The 23,061-nt window shown below is 33.0% G+C and carries 22 protein-coding genes and 2 tRNA genes; 21 read left to right on the plus strand and 3 right to left on the minus strand.

The window, feature by feature from the left end:
• Window positions 1-57: 57 nt before the first annotated feature.
• From ACLHDE_RS04215 to ACLHDE_RS04240, 6 genes are all read left to right on the plus strand, one after another.
• Complete coding sequence (locus ACLHDE_RS04215) at window positions 58-1,359, plus strand: NCS2 family permease (protein ID WP_415397958.1); 1,302 nt, start codon at window positions 58-60, stop codon at window positions 1,357-1,359.
• Between the two features lie 7 nt (window positions 1,360-1,366).
• Window positions 1,367-1,816, plus strand: a complete 450-nt coding sequence (locus tag ACLHDE_RS04220) for a phosphoribosyltransferase (protein WP_415397959.1) — start codon at window positions 1,367-1,369, stop codon at window positions 1,814-1,816.
• 113 nt (window positions 1,817-1,929) lie between these two features.
• A complete protein-coding gene (locus ACLHDE_RS04225) occupies window positions 1,930-3,186 on the plus strand; it encodes an ammonium transporter (protein ID WP_415397960.1) in 1,257 nt (418 codons plus the stop codon).
• Between the two features lie 59 nt (window positions 3,187-3,245).
• A complete protein-coding gene (locus ACLHDE_RS04230) occupies window positions 3,246-3,584 on the plus strand; it encodes a P-II family nitrogen regulator (protein ID WP_415397961.1) in 339 nt (112 codons plus the stop codon).
• A gap of 116 nt (window positions 3,585-3,700) precedes the next feature.
• On the plus strand, window positions 3,701-4,876 hold the full coding sequence (locus ACLHDE_RS04235; RefSeq protein ID WP_415397962.1) for an ammonium transporter: 1,176 nt from the start codon (window positions 3,701-3,703) through the stop codon (window positions 4,874-4,876).
• Window positions 4,877-4,934: 58 nt separating this feature from the next.
• Entirely contained in the window at window positions 4,935-5,600 is a 666-nt protein-coding gene (locus tag ACLHDE_RS04240; protein WP_415397963.1) for an energy transducer TonB family protein, read from the plus strand.
• Here the strand turns inward: ACLHDE_RS04240 and ACLHDE_RS04245 are convergent.
• From ACLHDE_RS04245 to ACLHDE_RS04255, 3 genes are all read right to left on the minus strand, one after another.
• Window positions 5,575-6,738: a response regulator gene (locus ACLHDE_RS04245; RefSeq protein ID WP_415397964.1), complete on the minus strand. Its 1,164-nt coding sequence runs from the start codon at window positions 6,736-6,738 to the stop codon at window positions 5,575-5,577. The two genes, ACLHDE_RS04240 and ACLHDE_RS04245, sit on opposite strands and share 26 nt — an antisense overlap.
• Window positions 6,739-6,865: 127 nt before the next feature.
• A tRNA-Glu gene (locus ACLHDE_RS04250) sits at window positions 6,866-6,940 on the minus strand.
• A 15-nt stretch (window positions 6,941-6,955) separates the two neighbouring features.
• Window positions 6,956-7,031, minus strand: a tRNA-Lys gene (locus ACLHDE_RS04255).
• A 223-nt stretch (window positions 7,032-7,254) separates the two neighbouring features.
• Here ACLHDE_RS04255 and ACLHDE_RS04260 point away from each other — a divergent pair.
• The 15 genes from ACLHDE_RS04260 to ACLHDE_RS04330 are packed head-to-tail and all read left to right on the plus strand — an operon-like array spanning window position 7,255 to window position 23,044.
• Window positions 7,255-8,094 carry a VWA domain-containing protein gene (locus ACLHDE_RS04260; RefSeq protein WP_415397965.1) on the plus strand — a complete coding sequence of 280 codons (840 nt, stop codon included), beginning with the start codon at window positions 7,255-7,257 and terminating at the stop codon, window positions 8,092-8,094.
• On the plus strand, window positions 8,091-9,536 hold the full coding sequence (locus tag ACLHDE_RS04265; protein WP_415397966.1) for a VWA domain-containing protein: 1,446 nt from the start codon (window positions 8,091-8,093) through the stop codon (window positions 9,534-9,536). Before ACLHDE_RS04260 ends, ACLHDE_RS04265 begins: the two co-directional genes overlap by 4 nt.
• Window positions 9,517-10,614, plus strand: a complete 1,098-nt coding sequence (locus ACLHDE_RS04270) for a hypothetical protein (RefSeq protein WP_415397967.1) — start codon at window positions 9,517-9,519, stop codon at window positions 10,612-10,614. The genes ACLHDE_RS04265 and ACLHDE_RS04270 overlap by 20 nt, the downstream gene beginning before the upstream one ends.
• Window positions 10,615-10,669: 55 nt before the next feature.
• The gene (locus ACLHDE_RS04275) at window positions 10,670-11,608 is read left to right on the plus strand and encodes a hypothetical protein (protein ID WP_415397968.1); all 939 of its coding nucleotides are present in this window, start codon (window positions 10,670-10,672) and stop codon (window positions 11,606-11,608) included.
• A 15-nt stretch (window positions 11,609-11,623) separates the two neighbouring features.
• On the plus strand, window positions 11,624-12,886 hold the full coding sequence (locus tag ACLHDE_RS04280) for a hypothetical protein (protein WP_415397969.1): 1,263 nt from the start codon (window positions 11,624-11,626) through the stop codon (window positions 12,884-12,886).
• A gap of 15 nt (window positions 12,887-12,901) precedes the next feature.
• On the plus strand, window positions 12,902-13,909 hold the full coding sequence (locus ACLHDE_RS04285; protein WP_415397970.1) for an LPP20 family lipoprotein: 1,008 nt from the start codon (window positions 12,902-12,904) through the stop codon (window positions 13,907-13,909).
• 5 nt (window positions 13,910-13,914) lie between these two features.
• Entirely contained in the window at window positions 13,915-14,910 is a 996-nt protein-coding gene (locus ACLHDE_RS04290) for a CsgG/HfaB family protein (RefSeq protein ID WP_415397971.1), read from the plus strand.
• 3 nt (window positions 14,911-14,913) lie between these two features.
• A complete protein-coding gene (locus ACLHDE_RS04295) occupies window positions 14,914-15,918 on the plus strand; it encodes an LPP20 family lipoprotein (RefSeq protein WP_415397972.1) in 1,005 nt (334 codons plus the stop codon).
• Between the two features lie 7 nt (window positions 15,919-15,925).
• The gene (locus ACLHDE_RS04300) at window positions 15,926-16,651 is read left to right on the plus strand and encodes a hypothetical protein (protein ID WP_415397973.1); all 726 of its coding nucleotides are present in this window, start codon (window positions 15,926-15,928) and stop codon (window positions 16,649-16,651) included.
• Between the two features lie 38 nt (window positions 16,652-16,689).
• The gene (locus ACLHDE_RS04305; RefSeq protein WP_415397974.1) at window positions 16,690-17,637 is read left to right on the plus strand and encodes an AAA family ATPase; all 948 of its coding nucleotides are present in this window, start codon (window positions 16,690-16,692) and stop codon (window positions 17,635-17,637) included.
• A gap of 9 nt (window positions 17,638-17,646) precedes the next feature.
• A complete protein-coding gene (locus ACLHDE_RS04310) occupies window positions 17,647-18,477 on the plus strand; it encodes a DUF58 domain-containing protein (protein ID WP_415397975.1) in 831 nt (276 codons plus the stop codon).
• On the plus strand, window positions 18,478-18,888 hold the full coding sequence (locus tag ACLHDE_RS04315) for a hypothetical protein (protein ID WP_415397976.1): 411 nt from the start codon (window positions 18,478-18,480) through the stop codon (window positions 18,886-18,888).
• On the plus strand, window positions 18,881-19,810 hold the full coding sequence (locus ACLHDE_RS04320; RefSeq protein ID WP_415397977.1) for a VWA domain-containing protein: 930 nt from the start codon (window positions 18,881-18,883) through the stop codon (window positions 19,808-19,810). The genes ACLHDE_RS04315 and ACLHDE_RS04320 overlap by 8 nt, the downstream gene beginning before the upstream one ends.
• Complete coding sequence (locus ACLHDE_RS04325) at window positions 19,807-21,645, plus strand: VWA domain-containing protein (RefSeq protein WP_415397978.1); 1,839 nt, start codon at window positions 19,807-19,809, stop codon at window positions 21,643-21,645. The genes ACLHDE_RS04320 and ACLHDE_RS04325 overlap by 4 nt, the downstream gene beginning before the upstream one ends.
• Window positions 21,629-23,044: a BatD family protein gene (locus ACLHDE_RS04330; RefSeq protein ID WP_415397979.1), complete on the plus strand. Its 1,416-nt coding sequence runs from the start codon at window positions 21,629-21,631 to the stop codon at window positions 23,042-23,044. The genes ACLHDE_RS04325 and ACLHDE_RS04330 overlap by 17 nt, the downstream gene beginning before the upstream one ends.
• The last annotated feature ends 17 nt before the right edge of the window (window positions 23,045-23,061 follow it).

Here is a 23,061-nt window from a genome sequence, read left to right on the forward strand (position 1 = left end):
ATTTTATTAACTAGGATAATATTTTGCATTAAGAAGAGAATTATCAGAGGAAAATGTTTGGATTACTTTAAACTAAAAAAACATAATACGAATATTAAGACAGAATTTACAGCAGGCTTCACAACTTTTTTAACAATGATGTATATTGTTCCTGTAAATGGTTTTATCCTTGCAGACGCTGGACTCCCTATGGAAGCTGTTATTACTGCGACGGCAATTATTACAATACTCGCCACTCTATTTAGTGGTATATGGTCAAATACTCCTATTGCAATGAGTGTTGGTATGGGGCTTAATGCTTATTTCTCATATGGACTTGTTTTAGGGATGAAAATACCTTGGGAAACTGCACTTGGTATTGTATTCTTATCAGGTATTATCTTTGTTTTTTTATCTTTTACAAATTTTAGAATATGGATAATGACTTCTATTCCTTTAAACCTTAGAAGAGCAATCAGTGCTGGAATTGGTACATTTATAGCCTTTATTGGTTTGAAACAGATGGGAATGATTGTGGGAAGTGAAGCAACATTGGTAAAGCTTGGAGATTTCTCAGATGCAAATGTTTTATTGGGAGTAGCAGGACTTGTTTTATCTTTTATGTTTTATGCCTACAAGATGAAAGGTGCATTTATCCTCTCTATAGGAATAACTTCTATCTTAGGTTGGGTTATTGGAATAGGTGAATTTCCAACAGCTATTATAAGTGCTCCTGCATCTATAGAACCAATTCTAATGAAACTTGATATTGTAAATGCAATTACTTTAAGTCTATTTCCTGTTGTAATAACTTTTTTAGTTACAGATATGTTTGATACTTTAGGTACTTTAACAGGAGTAGGTGCACGTGCAAACTTATTTCAAGATGATAAAAACAAAGATGATAAGAGCTTACAAAAAACACTAGAAGCAGATGCAATCGCAACAGTAGGTGGAAGCTTGCTCGGTGTTTCTACTACTACAAGTTTTATTGAGAGTGCCAGTGGTGTAGAAGTTGGTGGTAGAACAGGACTTACAGCAGTATTTACTGCCATGTTTTTTGTTAGTACACTTTTTATGCTTCCTTTATTTAGTTCTATTCCTTCAAATGCTATATATCCGATACTTGTAGTTGTTGGAGTGTTGATGTTTACAGAACTTGGTAAAATTAACTTTAAAGAGATAGATTTTGCAACTAGTGCTGGTACATTTTTTATAGTTTTAGTGATGCCTTTAACATACTCAATTACAATTGGAATTGCATCTGGTTTCATTATATATACTCTAATTAAATTAGCAAAAAAAGAGTTTGCTGATTTAAATATTGGAATTATTTCAATTACTGTTATTAGTTTACTAGTATTTATTTTACAAGGATAGAAAGATAATGGAAAAATATTATTACTCTTATGAAGAGTTTATTCAAGATACTGCGGAGTTAATAAACTTAAGTAGAGAGTTTAATGCGGATGTATTGTTAGGTGCTGCTAGAGGCGGTTTAACTTTGAGTCATTTTATGGGAGAAGCATTAAACACTAGAAAAGTTTATTCTTTAAACTCTATTCACTATGAGGGAACGCAAAAGCTTGATACATTTGATATATTTAATATTCCAGACTTATCAAAAGCATCTAAAGTTCTAATTTTGGATGATATTGTAGATAGTGGTGAAACTATGGTTGAGATATTAAAGCTATTAAAAAAACAGTTTCCACATGTAGAGTTTAAACTTGCAACAATTTTTTATAAAAAGACAGCATTAATTCAACCAGACTTCAGTGTAAAAGAGGCTACTAAGTGGATAGAGTTTTTCTGGGAAAAGGATCTGAAAGTTTAATCTCTATAAAATTATTTATTAATTATAGAACTGATTAAAAATTAATCAATTATTTGATTAATACTTTCTAGTTAACTTGTATAATTTGTGCATATAAACTATAAGGATAAATGATGAAGATATTGTTTCTTGCTCTATTAGCGTTACCAACATTGGTATTCGCAGAAGATACATTAAATAGCGGTGATACTGCTTGGATGTTAGTTGCTACGGCTTTTGTAATGTTAATGACACCTGCGGGGTTAGCACTTTTTTACGGTGGACTTACTCGTAGTAAGAATGTGCTTAATACTATAGGTATGAGTTTAGGTGCTTACGCAGTAGGTACTTTAGTATGGGTTATAGTAGGTTACTCAATCGCATTTGGTGATGGTGACTTAATAGGTAGTGGTAAAGTTATGTTATCTGGAATCACTTCAGATACATTAAGCGGTACCATTCCTGAGCTTTTATTTGTTGCATTTCAAGGAACTTTTGCTGCTATTGCTGTTGCAATTGCTAGTGGTTCTATGATTGAGAGAGTTAAATTTTCTACATTTATGATATTTGTTGCACTATGGGTAGTTGCTGTTTATGCTCCTATTACACACTGGGCTTGGAGTGGTAATTCTACTACATTAAACTTTGGTGAGATGGATTTTGCCGGTGGTACTGTTGTTCACTTAAATGCTGGTGTTGCTGGTTTTGTTGTTGCTATGATTTTAGGACGTAGAAAAGATTACGGTAAAGCTGCAATCAAACCTTTTTCTCCTGTGTTAGTTGTTCTTGGTGCTGCTTTACTATGGTTCGGTTGGTTCGGTTTTAATGCAGGTAGTGAAGTTGCTGCTGATGGTACTGCTGCATCTGCTTTTCTTGTAACAAATGTTGCTGCATCATTAGGTGTTATCGGTTGGATAGCTGTTGAGTGGTTAGTGTATAAAAAAGCTACTCTAGTCGGTGGTGCTTCTGGTGCTATTGCCGGTCTTGTTGCAATTACTCCTGCTTCTGGTTCTGCTGGTGTTGAAGGTGCAATTATTATCGGTCTGATTGGTGGTGCTTTAGGTTTCTATGGTGTTGCTAAACTTAAAACTATGTTCAAAGTTGATGATTCTTTAGACGCATTTTGGATTCATGGTCTTGTTGGTATTTGGGGTTCAGTTGCAACTGCAATCTTTATAGCTGATTATGCAATGCCTGAAAACTACAATATGGGTTCACAGTTAGTAGCTCAGTTTAGTGCTATTGGATTAACAATAGTATATAGTGGTATTGTTACAGCGATAGTATTCTTTATTGCTTCTGCAATCACTGGTGGTGGTAGAGTTGATGAAGAGACTGAAGCACGTGGTCTTGATGAAACAGTTCATGGTGAAAAGGTGTTAAATCTATAACGGTTTGCTTAAAAGTATAAAAATAGCTAAAATGCTAAAATTAAATTGGAGAAACAATTATGAAAAGAGTAGAAGCGGTTATAAAACCATTTAAATTAGAAGATGTTAAAGACGCATTGGCAGAAATTGGGATTACCGGTATGACTGTTAGTGAAGTTAAAGGTTATGGTCGTCAAAAAGGTCACAGTGAGCTTTATCGTGGTGCTGAGTATGTTGTAGATTTCTTACCAAAAATCAAAATGGAGATGGTAGTGAATGATGAAAGTGTTGAGCAAGTAACTAGCACTATTGTTGAAGCTGCTAGAACAGGAAAAATTGGTGACGGTAAGATTTTTGTTAGTGATATAGAACAAATTATCCGTATTCGTACTGGTGAGACTGATACAGAAGCTGTATAATTTACATACAGAAGTAACAACTCTCCTAAACTGATTAAATTTTAATCAGTTTAAAAAAAAACTGCACTTTTTTTAAGCTATAATTGCCCCTTTAATATTTCAAAGGGGTATATTATATGTTAGAAGCTGATTTTAAATACATCATCGATACTTTCTTCGCACTATTTGCAATGGTGCTTATAATCTTTATGGTTCCTGGTTTTGCTATGCTTGAAGCAGGCCTTGTTCGTACCAAAAATGTCACCTCCGTTCTAACTATCAACGTTATGATCTACGCAGTTGCATCTATTGCATTTTTACTTATTGGTTACTCATTGGCATTTGGCTCTTGGGAAAACAACTCTATGAGCATCTGGGCTGCATTTATGTTTCAAATGGCATTCGTAGGTAAAACTATCAACATTATGAGTGGTGGTGTCAGTGAACGTGTTCGTATATTTCCTTTAGCAATATTTGCTGTTATTATGGGTGCTTTTATCTACCCAACAGTTGTAAACGTAAGTTGGGGTGCTGATATGATTGCAGGGACTTTCCTTGACCTTGATATGTATGATTTGGCAGGCTCTACGGTTATTCACTCAACAGGCGGTTGGGCTCTTTTGGCGGCAATTATGATTATGGGTTCTCGTAAAGGTCGTTATGTAAATGGCAAAATCAGAGTAATCCCTGCATCAAATATTCCTCTAGTTGTTTTAGGCGCGTTTTTATTATGGATAGGTTGGTTTGGGTTTAATGGTGGCTCTGTTGGTTCAATCTCTAGTGTTGAGAATGCAAACTTAGTTGCAAAAACCATAATGAATACAAATACAGCCGGACTTGCCGGTGCGCTAATTGCTGGAATACTTATGTATGTTAGATACAAACTATTTGATATTACCATGATTTTAAATGGTGCTTTAGGCGGGCTTGTAGCTGTTACTGCCGGACCTGATCTGTATGACATGTATACACCTATTTTGATTGGTGCCATTGGTGGGGCTTTAGTTGTTTTTGCGGTTCCTCTTTTTGATAAGCTAGAACTTGATGATCCTGTTGGTGCTCTCTCTGTTCACCTTGTTAACGGTATTTGGGGAACTTTAGCAGTTGGGATTTTCGTAGATAGCGTTTCGTTTATGGCACAACTAAAAGGTGTTGTAGTAGTAGCTGTTTTTGCATTTAGTGTATCTTTTGTTGTTATATTTCTCATCAATAAAATTATAAAATTTAGAGCTGAAGATGATGCTCAAGTTGAAGGTATGGATGTCAACGAGTGTGGTGTTGAAGCGTATCCAGAATTCAAAAGAGCTATTTAACTATTAACACTAAAGGAATTAATCCTTATCTAACACATAATAAGTTAGTATCATGCTTATGATTAGACACAGCAGTTCATTTCTTTTTTCTTTAGTGTTTCATGGAGTTTTGCTACTTATACTTCTTTTTACATGGGAAAATTTGCCATCTACTTACAAAGTAGATAGTAAAGATAAAATATGTGTTCAACTATGTGATGTTATTGTTGAAAAACCAGTAGTAAAACCTCTGAAAAAACCGCAACCTAAACCAGAAGAAAAACCAAAACCAATTGTGAAAAAAATAGAAATTGTTAAGGAAGTTACTGTTGAGGTACCTGAGGTAAAAGAAGAAACAATAGTTGAAGAAAAGTATTGTGAAGATATAGAAGTAGTGCAAAAAGAGATAATAAAAGAAGATATATATGTAGAAAATCCAGCTACTAAACAAGCGCGATTAGAACAAGAATATATTCAAGAAAATATAGCTAAGATAGTTAAACTTCTTCAAGATAATCTTTACTATCCAAGAAGAGCTAGAAAAAGAGGTATCTCTGGAGAGGTTATAGTGAAGTTTACACTATCTAAGAATGCTGTAGTTCACTCTATAGAGGTAATCTCTTCTAAAAGTGAAATACTAAGCCGTGCTGCTGTAAAGACTATAGAAGATCTCTCAGGAAAGTTTCCAATACCAAGTGAAGAATTAATACTTCATGTCCCTATAAATTATAGTTTAAATATGTAGTTCTTACTATCTTGGGGTATGTCTTAATCTTTTCCTTGTATTTAGAGGTTGGCAGTTTTATAGTAACTGATGTTTTAGAACCTTTAGATGTGACTTTTAAGCTAGCATTCATTGATCCTTTTAGTATGTGAAAAGCATTATACAAGCCTAAGCCTACAGCATTCTTTTTCTCTTTTGTACTAACATAAGGATCAAAGATTCTACTTATTATATTCTCTTGTATTCCACCAGCATTATCAACAATTTTTATGTAGCTAAAAGTATTATTTTGCTTTGAAGATACTTTGATAGATTTCTTTGTCTTAGTAGGAATTCTTGTAAAAGCTTCAATAGAATTTGTATAGATGCTAATTAGAATCTTAATTAATTCATTTGGAAAATATAATATATCTTCTTGATTCTGCAAATCTGTATAAAGTTTGATATTGTTTGATTCAAATCTACCTTGGGTAAGAAGTATACTTTTGTTTATTGTATCGTTTATATTGTTTAGCGAAGCAGACTTTTCAATGTCAGATATTTGACGAAATTCATCTAGTGTTAGCGAGAGCTCTTGTACTGCATTATTAATGTTGTCTAATGATTTATTTAGATGTTCCAATGTTAGTTTATCAAACTCATAGGCAATAGATATGCCCATTGTTATTATACTAATAGTAGAGAGTGGTTGTCTCCATTGATGTGCAAGCATCTGAACAGTTTCATTAACAGCAAGGAGTCTGTTTTGATTTAATATCAAAGCATCTTTATGAATATTCATAAACTGACTCTCTATTCTAACTTTTAAGTTAGTGATGTTAACAGGTTTATTTATGTAATCATTTGCTCCGGCTTTAAAACTTTTTGCAAGAGTTTCATCTGTAATATCTGCTGTAACCATGATAATCGGTATATGATTGTAATCTGGATTTTGGCGGATAGTTTTGCATGCTTTAATCCCATCTATATGTGGCATTATAACATCCAATAGAATCATGTCAATATTATTGTTTTTTAATATATCATAAGCCTCTAATGCTGATGTTGCACTGATAATAGAAGTATAGTTTTCTTCTTCAAGAAGATTTTTAAGAACTACAATATTTATTTGATTGTCATCTACTATTAGTATGTTTTTTGCATAAAAATCCACTTTCATGACAGACACCTATTGAAATTTTAGTAGATTAATTATACATGATAAATATTATTTAAAAATAAAAATAAATGAATAAAAATTAGTGTTAATAATAAAAATATTTTTTGAAGTTTTTTGTAAGAAAAGTTGGTGACCCCGAGGAGAATTGAACTCCTGTAACATGGATGAAAACCATGGATCCTAACCGCTAGACGACGGGGCCAACTAATTGTAAAAATGGTGTCCTGTGATGGATTCGAACCATCGGCCACATCATTAAAAGTGACGTGCTCTACCAGCTGAGCTAACAAGACTTATTTCTCTTATTCTTAAGAGGTCGAAATTATAGACAAATAGGTTTTAGATGTCAAGATATTTCACATAGAATTTCAAAATCTTTTTTAATTTGTAGTAATTACGCATATAAAACATTATTTTTGGTAGAATGTAGCAATGAATTATTATAGTTTTGAATATCCTTTTTTAATTTTTTTACTTATACCTATAATTTATTGTTTATATAGATGTAAAGAGTATATGAAACCAGTTTATTTTGTGCATCTTCAGTTCTTGTCTGCTAAAAAGAATTTTTTGAATATAGAGTGGATTATAAAGGTTTTAACATTTATCTTTCTTTGTATTGCACTAGCTTCTCCAATAGCCATAGATAAGTTAAGTCCACATAATAGACATGGTAAAGATATAGTTATAGCTATAGATGCCAGTGGGTCTATGAATTCATCTGGATTTGATTTTGAAGATGAAGTAAGTGATGGAGAAAGACTAAGCAGATTTGAGATAACAAAAATTATAGCAACAGAGTTTATACAAAAAAGAGTCAGTGATAATGTTGGTATAGTTTTGTACGGGGATTTTGCGTTTATAGCATCGCCTATAACTTATGAAAAAGAGATAGTAACTCAGATGTTAGGTTACATGTCACAAGGGATGGCTGGACAAAACACGGCAATAGGTGAGGCAATATCAATGAGTGTACGTGCTTTTAAGCACTCTAAGGCAAAAACAAAAGTTATTATACTACTAAGTGATGGAGAACATAATAGTGGAAGCATATCGCCAAAAGATGCTACAAAGCTCTCAAAAGCTAAAAATATAAAAATATATACAATTGCCATGGGTAACAAAGGCGAAGCTGATGCGGCTCTCTTAGAAAAAATAGCTAAAGAGAGTGAAGGTGAGTTTTTTAACGCAACTTCTGCAAAAGAGTTGAAAAAGGTATATGAGGAAATAGACAAGTTGGAGTCTTCAAAAATCAAGAGTAGAGAGTATATTTTAAAAGAGTACTTTTACCAGATTTTTTTACTTTTGGCATCTGGATTGCTTCTTTTTTTACTATACAGGGAGCTTAGAAAATGAGTTTTTTATATCCTGAGTATTTTTGGTTACTGCTTTTCTTAGTTGCTGGATTTATAAAAAAAGATTTTAGAGGTTTGAGGGTAGTCTCCCTAGGATACATAGTGACATTTGTATTTATAGTTTTAGCTCTGACACGACCAGTTATAGAACAAGAACCCATACAAAGTGAACAAGTGTTAAGTGATGTAGTCATAGCAGTTGATCTCTCTTATTCCATGCAAGCAAGTGACATTAAACCAACAAGACTAGCAAAAGCAAAAGAGATTCTAAAAGAGCTTATCAAGAGTGAGCAAAAGAGTAGGTTTGGCATACTTGGGTTTACAACAAATGCTATTGTCTTATCTCCCATGACAGAAGATAGTGAGCTACTAGAGCATCTATTTAACTCACTTGATGAAAAGCTTATCATCACAAAAGGCAGCAGTCTTATGCCGGCTTTAAAGTTAGCAAGAAAGATGTCAAGATCGAAAAGCTTAAGTGTTGTCATCTTAAGTGATGGCGCAGATGAAGTGAGTTACGAAGATGAAGCAAAATTTGCAAAAGATAACTCTCTAGTTGTCAATATTCTTATGCTTGCAACTAAGATGGGCGGAACTCTCTTGCTTGATAATGGTAAACTCTTAAAAGATGAAACCAACGATATAGTCGTAAGCAGAGAAAACAGTGCTATAAAAGCACTCTCAGATGCTACTGGCGGAGTCTATACAAAAAGTTTAGATAATCTCACAGATGCCTTAGATGCACAAAAAACAGATGATAAAAAATCTAAAACTACTGTTATTAGAAATCTTGAACTTTTTTACTATCTTATAGTCTTAGCTATTATCTCATTTTTAGTAAGTGTAACAACTCTAAAACGCTATGTTTTAGCTTTTTTACTTCTATTTGGAGTAAGTTTAGATGCAAATATCTTAGACTACTTTGAAGATGAGAACCGCTTGGAGTTTAAAAAGGCGAGTTTTTACTATAAAAGTGGGGAGTACGAAAAAGCTTTACATACTTATGAGAGAGTAAAATCAGCAGATGCAGAGTTTAAATCTATTGTCTATTATAATATGGGTAATTCTTTGGTTAGACTAAAAGAGTTTAAAAAAGCAAGAGATGCTTACTTGAAATCACTTACTCTTGAGTATTCAAAAGAGGCAGATGAAAATTTACACCACATAAAAGATGTTAAAGAGCAAAAGCAAATGAGTACCGGTAAACAAAAAAGTGCTAAAAAATCTTCAATCGCTAAAAAAGAGCAGTCTGGTAAAAAGAAAAAAGAGGGAGGAAGCTCAAACATGAAAGTCAGTGCAAGTGCAAGCAGCGGTGCAGATGATGGCGGTAAAAAAACCAAGTCTGAGGCAAAAGTAGATTTAAACTCAGGCAAAGCAAAGCTAAGTTCAAAGCAGTATGAGCTAATTAATAAAAGGGGAGTTAATGAGAAACAACCTTGGTAGAGTGATTTTAATATTAATCTTTTTAAATTTGAATCTAATCGCATCTACGTATAAATGGAGTGCTACAGCAAATAAATCAACAGCTATGACAAATGAGGCAATATACCTAAAGTATGTTTGTGAGTATAGTGATGCAACAGGCCTTTATGTAATAGAGTTTAACCCAGTTGTAGATAACGATGAGTACAGTGTTGAAATTCTTAGTGAAACTGAAAAAATACAAGATGGTAAAAAAATAAATACATTTGAATTTGTTGCTTTTGTAAAACATGCTGGTGTTCATAAGTTTGTTTTTGAGACAACAATGAAAAAGACAAACAAAGACTCTATACAAAATACAGTACTTGGTCGTGACAATTCTGATTATGAAGAGTTTTCTCAAAAAGTTATCAAACAAGAAGTCATAAGTGTTGATGTGAAAGAAAGTAGCAATGAGTTGGTCGGTGAATTTATACTCAAAGTTAAAAAAGATGAACAAAAACTAAAAGCTTACGAGCCTTACCATCTTGAAATAAAGATAGAAGGTGTAGGAGATTTTAGAGCTATAAAACCTATAACATTTAATATTGATGGGGTTAAGATATTTTCACAAAAAACTATAGAGAATATAACACTTACAAAAGATGGTTATAAAGGGAGTTGGAGCCAAAAGTTTGCATTTGTTGGCGAAAAAGATTTTAAGATTCCTAAGGTAAGCATAGAGTACTTTGATTTAAAGGAGCAAAAAATCAAAGAGATGACGATAGATGCAGTGAATGTAGAAGTTGAAAAAGCTTATAAAAAAGAAGAGTTATTAGATGCTGAGGAAAAAGGATTTGAGTTTAATTATACATTTTTATACTATATCTTAACCTTTATAGCGGGATATCTTTTTGCAAAGTTAAATTTTAAAAGAGAGAAAAACAAAGATGCAAAAGAAGCTTCGTTTAAAGAAAAAATTCAAAATTCAAAATCATTAAAAAAACTCATGATAGTTTTAGCTTTAAAAGATTCAAAAAAATATGAAGGTCTTATTTTAAAAATAGAGAAGAAAGAGATTACATCCTTAGCAGTTATTAAAAAAAAATTACTAAATTAATGCAAAGTTAACTATTTTTTAATTAAACTATTTTAAACTTTTAAATGGAGTCGATATGAGAGAAACAATCTTATTTTTTATAACTTGGAGCATTGTTATGCTCTTTAGCGGTTGTGGTAGTGGAGCTAAAATAGTTATACCTTCATATACAGCACCAAAAGAAGCTGCAAAGCTTTCCAAAATAGAGACAAAAGATGAGTTTATATCTGATGGCACCTATTTGGCGGTATGGTTAAACCCGAACGTCAAAGGGGCAAAAAATAGTAATGCTAAGTTAGAGTCTATGCTAATAGACAGTGTAAAAGCAAAATTTACTGAGACTAACTTTGTAACTATTGACCCTCTTGGTGATGAAAAAGGTGTTGCTCTTAGTATGAAGATCTCACACTATGAATATACAAATGTAGGAAATAAAGTTTCACTTGCTTTAGAGGTGACATTTACTCTATCACGCTCAAGTGATGAGTTCTTAGTTAAGATATATAGTGACAGAAAAGATCGCCAGTCAAGTGACAAAAGTAGACTCCCAAGTGAAAATGAGTTGGCATCTTCAGCCGTAAGTAAAGTAGTAAAATATTTTATTTCAGATATTTCCCCACTTAAAACTAATCAACTTCGAGAATTTAAATCTTTGCCACAAGAGCTGACACATGTAGTTTCATATGCAAAACGAAAAAATTATAGAGGTGCTATAAAACTTATGACAAAGTATAAAGGTGAAAAAGATATGAATTACTACTATGATTTAGCCATTCTTTATGAAGCCGAAGCAAGTGTAAATGAAGATTTGAAACTTTTAAAATATGCAGAAAAAAATTATGAAAAAGCGATGGAGTTAGGTGGAATCGACGATGAATTAGTTGTAAGTGCCAAGGCTAGATTTGATAACTTTTACTTTCTTTTGAGTAAAACTAAGCTCCAAGACAAAGCTAATCAAGCACTAAGAAATGACAGAAACTCAATGACAGGTAGTTCTGATAGTGAATATAAATAGATACTAGGGAAGTGTATGAGTAAAATAAAAAGTTTAATATCAAATATTGCTCTAGTATGTTTTGCGGCATTTAGCCTGAGTGGATGCAGCACAATGATGGAGGGGCTGCAATCACAAATGGAAGTACCTTCACTTGAAAATCAGGCTAATCGGGTGGCTATCGGTATGACAATTGTACGTGAAAATAATATCATGGCATTTAAGATGCCAATATCTGCAGATGCACAGTGGCCGGCTTTAATAGCCGCAGATATTAATGATAGAGAGGATAAGTTTATTATTAATGCACTGATGAAAGAACCATACTATGCTACGGCACACTACACAGAGCTTATTCAAAGAAAAAAGCTTGGCAATAGTGCCAGCATGAATATGCTTGGTGATTACTCAAGCCTTACTGCGATGGCTCTAAATCAAACAGTAAAGCCTTTAGCAAAAAGAGCTATGCAAAAAATTATAGTTCTCTATGGCAGAGATAGAGCGAATTGGCCAAATATATTTAGAATCAGTATTTCGATGGATGATTTTTTAGAGTTTAAAGATGGCAAGATTAAAGATATAGAAGCTGTCAGTGGTGATGTTTATAAAAATATTGGTGAGGCTGTAGTTTCTTTGGCTCCAACAAATATGCAAAAAGATTTAAGTGTAGCCAGAGATGATATGTTAGATGGATTTGCAGAAGTTGCATCTATTAAATCTCAAAAAGGTGAGTTGCAGACTGAGTTAGAAAAAGGCAGTTCTAGAAACGCTAAGAATTCTCTCAAAAAAAAGATAGCAGTTCTTGAAGCAAGAATTTCAGAAGCAGAATCTTTTGCTGATGAGAAAGAAGCAATATATTTTAGTTTACTTGACCAAACGCTTATAGCTTTAGAGAGTGATATCAATATAGATGATGAAAACTATGTAAAACTAGCTAAAAATATAAATATTGTCTCAGATGAGATTCAAGTCGGTGCTGCTGAGGCATATTCATCTTTTATTCTAGCAGCAGGAAATCTTGCATCTAGTAATATTTTTAATAATTTCAAAAAAGAGCTTGAGAGTTTAGCTATCGGCAAAGCTAATGTTCCTGCAAATCTACAATCAAAGTACAACAAAAGAGTTGAACTACTTGTAAAAAATTCTGCACAACTACTGCCAAATATATTAATAGGGACATATTATTCCAGTAAGCAGAGTGCTTTAGCCCAAAAATATGAAGATTTTACAACTATTATTTTAGAGGCGCATAAAGTAAAAGTAGAACAAGAGAGTGCTTCAAAAGAAGCAAAAAAATAAAAAATAAGGATACTTATGTATATAAAAACACTTTTAATTTTTACAACACTTGCTTTTTTTAGCGCATGTGGGGCTTCTGTCTCACCATCTGCAGAGAAAAGCGAGGCAAGTGGATGGTTTAATAACCCGCCTTCAGATACGAGCAAATATTTCTATGCCGTAGGATATGGCGATACACTTCGAGATGCGAAGAGTGATGCTTTAGCAACTATCAGTGCAAGAATATCTGTTGACGTAGCATCTAACTTTAGTAGTTCAGTTACCGCAAGCAGATATAGTGGTGATGAAGATATTTTATCTACTACAAAAAATGAAGTTCTAAGCCAAAGTAAAAACATTGAGTACTCAGATGTTAAAGTGCAAAAGAGTCATAATGACAGTAAACAATGGATAGTTTTAGTTGAAGTTGATAGAGATATTTTAATTGCTACTTATGAGAGAAAACTTGATAAAGTAGATAATAAACTAAAAGCTGAGTGGGAAGTCTATTTAGAAGCTGGTGTTTTTGAAAAATTAAAAATTTCAGTTACTATAGAAAACTACCTAAAAGAGACAGACAATTTTTTCCCTCTTTTACATGCACTAAAGAGTAACTATGATGATAGTAAATACACGAAACGATATTTGAACTACACAAAAGAGATAAGAAAAGCAAAAGATGAGCTTGTATTTAAAATAAAATCAGATAAAAACTCAAAGCCTTTAGCATCTCTAATCCGTTCGGAACTTAGTTCTCAAAATGCAACTTTTAGTGATACAAACTATAATGTTCTAATTAACATCACTACCAAAGCGAAGATGAAAAAGTATCCATCTACAAATGAGAAGTTTGATAAACTTACCTTTGCTCTAAGAACGACACTGATTAAAGCAACAGGTAAGAATGGAAATATAGTCTCAAATGCTGTATATAAAACTAAATCTGCTTCATCAGAAGGTTTTGAAGATGCCATATTAAGAACAGCGAAGTATGAAGAGATGATAGTTAAAAAAGGCATTATTGCTTTTATTACAGGAAATTAACCTATATGAAAAACACTGTATTATTTGCACTTACAATAATTTTACTGAGTGCTTGTGCACAAAAAGTTAAAGTACGCTCACTAGAACCAGCAGAGATTGACCGAGCGGCAAGTACAAAAAAGATTTCAGTAGCAATGTTTAATAATGACAGAGTAGGACTCTCTAGTAAGATTGAGCTATCTTTAGCAAGCCAGAAGATAGATGATAAAAACTACTTTACAGTAGTCAGTAGAAGAGATTTTGAAAAAATAATAAAAGAGCAGAAGATACAAAACAGTGGTTTAGTAGAGACATCAACAGTTGTTGAAGCGGGGCGTATTATAGGAGCTGAGGCAATTATCTCAGGAGATGTAAGTAATGTTTTATTAAAAGATAGTAGTTACAGCGAAAATAGAACAAAATGTGCAGATAAAAAGTGCAAAGAGTCAATTAAGTATAGTGTTAACTGTTTAAAGAGAGAGGTTAGCCTTAGTGCAGAGTTAAAGATGGTTGATGTTGAAAAAGGAGACATAATCTATGCCGATACACTATCGAAGTCAAAAGAGTGGAGACACTGTAGTGATGACAGTAAAACTCTTCCTTCAAGAGCAGTGGCGGCACAAGAGTTGGCTTCTTCGATAGCAAATAGTTTTACCTATAAAATGACACCACACTATAGTTATTTTAAAGTGGCACTGCTTGAAGATGGGGACCTTGATTATACAGATGAGCAAGAGAAGCTTTTAGAACTCTCTTTAGCCTATATTGAGCAGGGTAGATATGATAAAGCCCAGAGATTTCTTGTTGAGTTGATAGACTCTACAGATCAACAGAGTTATGTTGCTTTTTACAACCTCGGTGTTGTAAAAGAGGCACAAGGAAAGTATAATGAAGCTAAAAGTTACTATAAAAAAGCAGATTATTTAATGGGTGAACCGGTAGAAGAGATAAGTTTAGCATCTCTTAGAATAGATAGACTTATTCACAAACATAACAAGACAAAAGAACAGCTACAAAGGTAATTAATGATGAAAATATTTATAACAATACTCACGCTAGTCCTACTTTTTGTTTCCGGTTGTTCAACTCAAAAACGAATAGTTGCCAAAAAACAAGAGCTTCCATCTTGGTTTAGCAATCCGCAAAAAAGCACTTCAACAATGCTTTACGCGACAGGTGAGGGTAAAAATAGAGAAGAAGCAATAAAAGATGCTCTAAACATGATGGTCTCAACTCTTGGTGTATCCATAGCATCTGAGTTTGACTCTAAAGTAGTTGAAAATAGTGGTGATATTGATGCATATGAACAAACTACAAGTAGTGAAATCCGCAGTAGTGTTAAGAAGATAAAAGTCAGTAACTATAAGCTTCTTCAATCAAAAGAGTTCTCTTTTAATCGACATCTTGTTTTAATAGAGTCTGATAAGAAGAAACTATTTGATAGTTTAAAAAAAGAGTTAGACCAAAAGTTTTTGATTATAGAGCGAGGAGAAAATAATTTGTCGAACAATATAATTGAGAAGTTCAGAGTTTGTAAAGATGCTAAAAATTTGCTTGTAGATACTCCAAATACACTGATTATTATGAATGCACTTCAAAACAGTTTTGATTCTGTTGATTATGTTGAAAAACTTCAGGGTGTCAACAATGATTATGAAAAAATTCTATCAAGTATCAGCTTTAGTATAGAGAGTAATAAAGATGCAAAAGACTTAGAGCCCGTAATCAGCAGTGGTTTAAGTGCAAAAAAACTGCAGATTTTAACTCAAAAAGAGGAGTTAAGTACTCATCTGATAATAAAAATAAATTCAAAAATTAAAAAAGCCAATGCTTATGGATTTATTTTGGCTCGTGCGGCTATATCTATAGAAGTAAAAGATTATAAGGGAACCATTATAGGGAGTAACAAGCTAAATATCGATGGTCAATCTACACATGGGTACTCAGATGCTAAAGAGAATGTGGCAATGAAACTGCATGCCTTAGTGGAAAAAGACGGGATAGAAAAAGTTATAGGCTTGTCTCTTTAGACAGACTATGTATAAACAGCCTCAAATATACTATCTGACATCAGACAGATTAAAAGACAGACTCTATTTTGAACACATCTGCACAGATATGCAAAACAGCTATTACTGGAGTGATGAGTGGTCTGAGGATTTTTATATAGAGTTGGCGGAAGCTGGTTTTATAAGTACAACATACGATACCAAGGCTGGCTTGGTTTTGCTTCCAGAACTGCAATTTGATTATGCTATTTTAGATTTTAAAGATCTTCATATTTCAAAAAAAGTCAAAAAACTAATAAATGAGAATGCTTACACATTTAGTCTAAATTCCATGTTTGATGAGGTACTTGCTAAAATCTCGACTCAGCATAAATATAATTGGTTAAAAGAAGAGTATCTGCAACTGCTAAAAAATCTATATAATAGTGAAAATATAAATTTTCAGATAATCTCTATTGAGATAATTTGTAAAGATTCCAGTGAATTAATCGCCGGTGAAGTAGGTTACATTATCGGCAAAACATATACCAGTTTAAGTGGTTTTAGCTCAAGGGAAAAGAAGTATAATAATTATGGAAACTTGCAACTTGTCTTATTGGCAAAGTTTTTGCAGGAAAATGGTTTTCTTTTTTGGAATTTAGGACATTCTCATATGAATTACAAACAAAAACTTGGGTGTAAGACGCATAATAGAGAAGAGTTTTTAAAAAGGTGGAATGAAGCTGTGAATTTAGCAATCATTAACCCCTCTTAGATATACTTACATCAGATTAAACATAAGGTCATTTGCGCATGATTTCTAAGATACAAACGATAAAAAAAGAAGTTGCTAAAGTAGTTGTGGGACAAGATAAGATGATAGACGGTCTTCTTGTCGCACTTTTGTGTGAGGGACATATACTTATAGAGGGTGTTCCCGGACTTGCTAAGACTACAACAGTTAATGCACTTGCAAAATCACTAGGACTAAACTTTAAAAGGGCTCAGTTTACTCCTGACCTTTTACCTTCAGATATACTTGGTGCAGAGATTTATGATCCGCAAAATAACAGCTTTAAAATCAAAAAAGGTCCAATCTTTACAAACCTTCTTTTAGCAGATGAGATTAACCGTGCTCCTGCAAAAGTACAATCAGCTCTACTGGAAGTTATGCAGGAGAAGCAGGTTACTTTAGGAGACGCAACATTTAAACTTGATCCTCCATTTTTTGTTATGGCTACTCAAAATCCAGTTGAACAAGAAGGTGTTTATCAGCTTCCAGAAGCTCAACTAGATAGATTTATGCTAAAGATTGTAGTTGATTACAATACAAAAGATGAAGAGCTTGAGATTGCAAGACGAATATCGAGTGGAAAGTTTGAGAAAATAGAGCCGGTTATAACTCATGAAGATTTAGAAGAGTTGAAAAAAGCTATACAAAATGTTCATATAGATTCTGAGGTTGAAGAGTATATCATCGAGCTTGTAAATGCAACAAGAAATCCAAGTGAGTATGGACTTGAAGAGTTAAAAGATTTTATCCAGTTTGGTGCATCTCCACGTGTAAGTATAGATATGTTTAAAGCTGTAAAAGCAATGGCTTATTTGCGAGGCAAAGACTTTGTAACTCCTGTTGATGTGGCTTACATCGCAAAAGAGATTATGCGTCACCGTATTGTTCTGACTTACGAAGCTGAGGCTGAGGGCATTACAACTGATGAGATAATACAAAAAGTTTTAGAAACCGTAGCAATCCCATAGGCTGCCTTTGTGAGTAAACTTCAAAAAATCCTAGTTCGAGCAAGACGACAAGTCTTTAGCGAAATGGTCGGAAACAATCCTTCAATCTTTCAGGGTGAGGGTTATGACTTTATTGAACTGCGTGAGTATATGGCAGGCGATGATATCCGTCATATCGACTGGAATATCACGGCCAAGATGCAAAAGCCCTTTATTAAGATCTTTCGTGAAGAGAGAGAGCTAAATGTTGTTCTTGTATCAGTTTTAAACGGAAGTGTTCACTTTGGCTCTAAGAAGTTCAAACAAGAAATAATCGCCGAAATATCTGCACTCCTGAGCTTTTCAACACTGAAAAATGGTGACTTGTTAAGTTCATATATATTTACAGATTCTATGATATCAAACTCAAAACCGAGTAAAAAACTTCATCAGATTCAAAAGAGTACCGCTGAGATTTTAGACTTTAATGCATTAAATCAAAAAGTTGACTTTAAAGTTATCGCAGACACTCTGTATAAACGATTAAGAAGAAAATCACTCATCTTGGTCATCGGAGATTTTTTTGAGATTCCAGACTTTAAACTACTTGCTAGAAAACATGAAGTTGTAGCTATTGTGGTTAGAGATATACTTGAAGAGAAACCACCAAAAATGGGCTTTGCATCTCTGGTTGATCCTGAGAGTGGGGCAGCTTTAGAGGGAGATTTTAACTCTTCAAGCGTAGAAGCCTATGCTAAAAAAGTTGCAGTGCATGACCATAAACTATATGATACATTTAGAAAACATCAGATTAGATTTACAAAAATATATACTCATAGCGTGGCCAGTGTAGAGTTACGTAGACTGTTTGAGGGTAGGTAAATGCAAGATATAAACAAAAGTTTTGACATACCACTGCATGATATAAAGCCTATAGTAGACATTCAAGAGTATTCTCTCTATATTTTTTTAGGAATAAGCTTAGTTGTTCTTTTAATTATCTTAGGAATCAGCTATCTTATATACAAATGGATAAAGGCAAGAAATGCTTTTAACATTAGAGCAGAACATTTTAAAATTATAAATTCACTAGATTTCAGTGATACAAAAAACGCAGCATATACTATTACTTCTCTTGGTCTGACTTTTAGGAATGATTCACAGAGACACTCTGAGATGTACGATAATATAGCTCAGAGACTTGAAGCTTATAAGTACAAAAAAGAAGTTGATGAGTTTGATAGTGAAGTAATAGGCTATATAGAAGTTTATAAAGGCATGATTGATGTTTGACGGACTTTATTTTGAGTTCCCAAAACTTTTGTTTGTAATCTTTTTTTTCATAGCCTGTGCCTCACTATGTAAGATGAAACTTCCATCTCTTTACTTTCCTCATACTGCTCAGTTTATGAAAAATTCTGTTTCTGCATCTAAACTGCTTTTTGTTTTAAAGTGGCTGGGAATCATAATGCTTATCCTCGCATTAATGTCACCTGTAAAAGATGAGCCATACGAGCTTGAACCAAAAGATGGTTATGAAATAGCACTTATTCTAGACGCATCTCAGTCTATGCAAGCACAGGGTTTTGATGTTAAAAATCCTCAGCTTACAAGGTTTGATGTTGTTAAAGATATTGTTGGCAACTTCATAAAAGACAGATCAAATGACAATATAGGTTTGGTAGTGTTCGGAGCATACTCATTTATTGCCTCACCTCTAACTTATGATGAAAATATTTTGAATAAAATTGTTTCACAACTCTATATAGGGATGGCTGGAAAATATACAGCTCTTTATACATCTTTAGCACAAGGTGTTAACCTATTGAAGATGAGTAAGTCTAAAAGCAAGGTGGCAATTTTGCTGACAGATGGTTTTAGTACTCCCGAAATAGATAGAATACCATTTGATGTTGCTCTTGATATGGCAGCTAAAGAGAAAATAAAAGTTTATCCTATTGGTATTGGAATGCCTCATGAATACAATATTCAAGTTTTAAAAAAAATAGCTGAGAGAACAGGCGGAAAGGCTTTTGGAGCAGCAAGTGCAACTGAACTTCAAGAAGTTTATAAAGAGATAGATGCTCTAGAAAAGTCAGAGATAAAAGCTGAAACATTTTCGCATTTAAAATATTACTATGTTTATCCTCTTTTTGTCTCTTTACTATCTCTAATGCTTTATGTGTATTTGAGAAATAAAAGGGGGTATGCATGAGTTTTTTACATCCAGAATTTTTATACTACATGTTGCCACCTCTTTTTATACTATTTGGACTTCTTCTTACTCAAAAAGAGACTCAAGCTCATTTTTTCTCTAAAGAGGTTATGGACAAGCTTAGAGTAAGTGCAAACAATCTGACTCTTCGTGCCAGAAATGCACTCTTTTTAATGATTGGATTTTTTATCATTATTGCACTTGCTCAACCTGTTATTGACGATGGAGTGGTTACAGTAAAAGCAAAGAGTGCAGATATCATGATAGCCCTTGATATATCAGACTCAATGTTAGCCGAAGATGTCTATCCAAATCGCTTAGAGTTAGCAAAACAAAAAGCTTTTACTCTACTATCTAAATCTCCTAATGAGCGTATAGGTATTATGGCTTTTGCAAAAAACTCATACCTTGTATCACCACTTAGTTTTGATACAAGTGCAGTAAGTTTTTTATTAACTCAACTAGATACTACCTCCATAACTCAAAAGGGAACAGATTTTCTCTCTATCTTGGATGTCTTTTCAAAATCACAAAAGAGTGAAGGTGAAAAATATCTTCTTATTTTTAGTGATGGTGGAGATTCTGATGATTTCAAAGATGAGATAGCACTGGCACAAAAAAATAATATAGTTGTCTTCATTTTGGGAATAGGTACGACAAAAGGTGCTCCTATAAAGCTTAAAGATGGAAATTTCATCAAGCAACATGGAAAGATACTAGTCTCAAAACTAAATGAGAATATAGCAGAACTAGCAACTTCGAGTGGTGGTGTATATATTCAAAACACAACCTCTACTTCTGACATCGATACGATGTTAGCAGAGATAAAAAGCATCTCAAAAGAAAAAGAGTTAAAGAGTGAAGAGATACATAAATATATTCCTCTTTTTTACTTTCCTGTAGGAATTGCTCTTTTTCTTTTACTTATTGCTACTAGTTCTATGAGTAAAAGAGTTCGAGTTGAGCTTCCTTCACTTTTAATTCTTTGTTTATTTATGTTTGCATCTGTAAACCTTAGGGCTGACATCTTAGACTTTATGGATTTAAGTGAGGCAAAAGAAGCTTATAAATCAGAGCAATATGAAAAGTCTGCAAAACTATATGAAAAGTATGCAGAGGAGTCTAAAAAAGGTGAGAGTTACTTTAACGCAGGAAATTCTCTTTATAAACAAAAAAAATATGAAGAAGCTGTGAACTTGTACGAGAAAGCAACTTTTGATGATGAAAGTCTAAGAGCAAAGAACTTCTCTAATATGGGTAATGCTTATGCAAAGGGACAAAATCTTCAAAAGGCTGTAGAAGTTTATGAGAAGTCCTTAAAGATAGAAGAAGATAAGGATACTAGAGAAAATTTAGAAGAAGTAAAAAAATTACTAAAAAAACAAAAACAAAACTCTAAAAAGAGTGATAAGCAAAATAATAAAAAAGATAAAAATAAAGACGACAAAAGTGAGTCTAAAGACGGGGATAAAAACTCAGATAAAAAAGAGAAATCTAAAGAAGATGAAGATAGCTCAAAAAGTAAAAAGTCTAAAGACAAAGAGCAAAAATCTGATGATATGAAATCTAAAAAAGAGAAAGACTCAGATGCAGAGGATAAAAAAGATGAGAAAAATGAAAAAGAGAAAAAAGAGCAGTTAGAAAAACTTGATAAAAATGATGAAAAGAAAAAATCTGATTCAAAAAATAAAGCTCAAACTTCATCTAAAGAGAAGATGAGTGATGCTGAAGAAGCTAAATGGTTAGATCAATTAAATTTACAAAAGAATAGTTATTTATATAAATTGGGTGAGCAAAAACCTATGAAGGAAACTAGTGATGAAAAACCTTGGTAATATAGTTTTATTTTTACTATTAATACAATACTCAGTAGAAGCAAGTGTAAAAGCAACCGTAGATGCTACTAGCATAGAAGTCGGTGAGATGGTTACTTATTCTTTGCATATTTCAGGTGGAGATATTCAAAGACCAAATATCCAAACTCTTTGTGGAACTGATGTTATCTCTACAAGTTCACAAACATCGATAGAGATAGTAAACGGAGATGTATCTAGAAAAAACATACTAAGCTATAAGTTTATGCCTCAAAAGAGTTGTGTTATAGAACCCATAGAAGTTGAGATAGATTCAAAGGTTGAAAAAAGTAACTCTGTTGAGATAAAGGTTGGTAAAGTTATTGCAAATAAAGATTCTGATTTTATTTTGTTACTTGAGACTCCAAAAAAAGAAGTTTTTGTTGGTGAACCGTTTGAAGTAACTCTTCTTTTTAAACAAAGAACAGATGCTGAGGCTGTTGATAGCAAGTTTGTAGCACCTGAGTTAAAAGGTTTTTGGATTAAGAACGAATCAGAACCGAAAAGAAGCCAAGATGGGAAATATTCAGTTTCAAAAGTAATCTACACTATGGCGGCTCAAAGAGTTGGAAAACTAAATATATCTAAGGCGCAGATGCGAATAGCATCTAGAGCACATTCTCGTGATAACTGGGGTGCATGGATACCACAAATCAAGTGGAGAACTTACTACTCAAATGAGTTGACTCTTGATGTAAAACCACTTCCTAAAGGTGTTAATCTCGTAGGTGACTTTAGTATAATGGCTACTGCAGATAAGTCTGAAATAAATCCAAATGAAGCTCTAAATCTTACCATAGAGGTTATCGGAAATGGTAATTTAGAAGATATTAAAAGTTTTAAGCCTTATATTGAAGGTGTTAATATTTTTGATGAAAAAATAGTCATAAATGGCAATAAATTAACTCAAAAAATAGCTTTTGTAGCGGAGAATGATTTTGTTATAAAACCATTTGTTTTAAAATACTTTAATCCAAGAACAAAAGAGATTAAGACTATTTCCACAAACGAGATTAGCATAAAAGTAAAGAATGCAAAACCCAAAGAAGAACTTACTATAAAAAGAGAAGAAAAAGAGGTACCAAAAGTTGTAATGGAAGCTAGTCCACTGAAGAGTTATTGGATTATTGTGATTTTTATATTTGGATTATTTTCGGGTATATTAGTCATGTTGTTAAAACCATGGAAGTTTTTAAAGAAAGAAAAAAGCGTCTCTATTAAAGACCCTAAAACATTGTTAGTCAAATTGTTTCCATATAGAGATGATACACAAGTACAAAGCATCGTAGATATTTTAGAGAAAAATATTTACTCAGATTCTAAGATTGAGATAGATAAAAAGCTATTAAAAGAGATAATTAAAAAGTATAATATCCAATAGACAATATGGAGAGTATA

It is taken from the genome of Sulfurimonas iocasae, from assembly GCF_047716755.1.
In the GTDB taxonomy this organism is placed as follows: domain Bacteria; phylum Campylobacterota; class Campylobacteria; order Campylobacterales; family Sulfurimonadaceae; genus Sulfurimonas.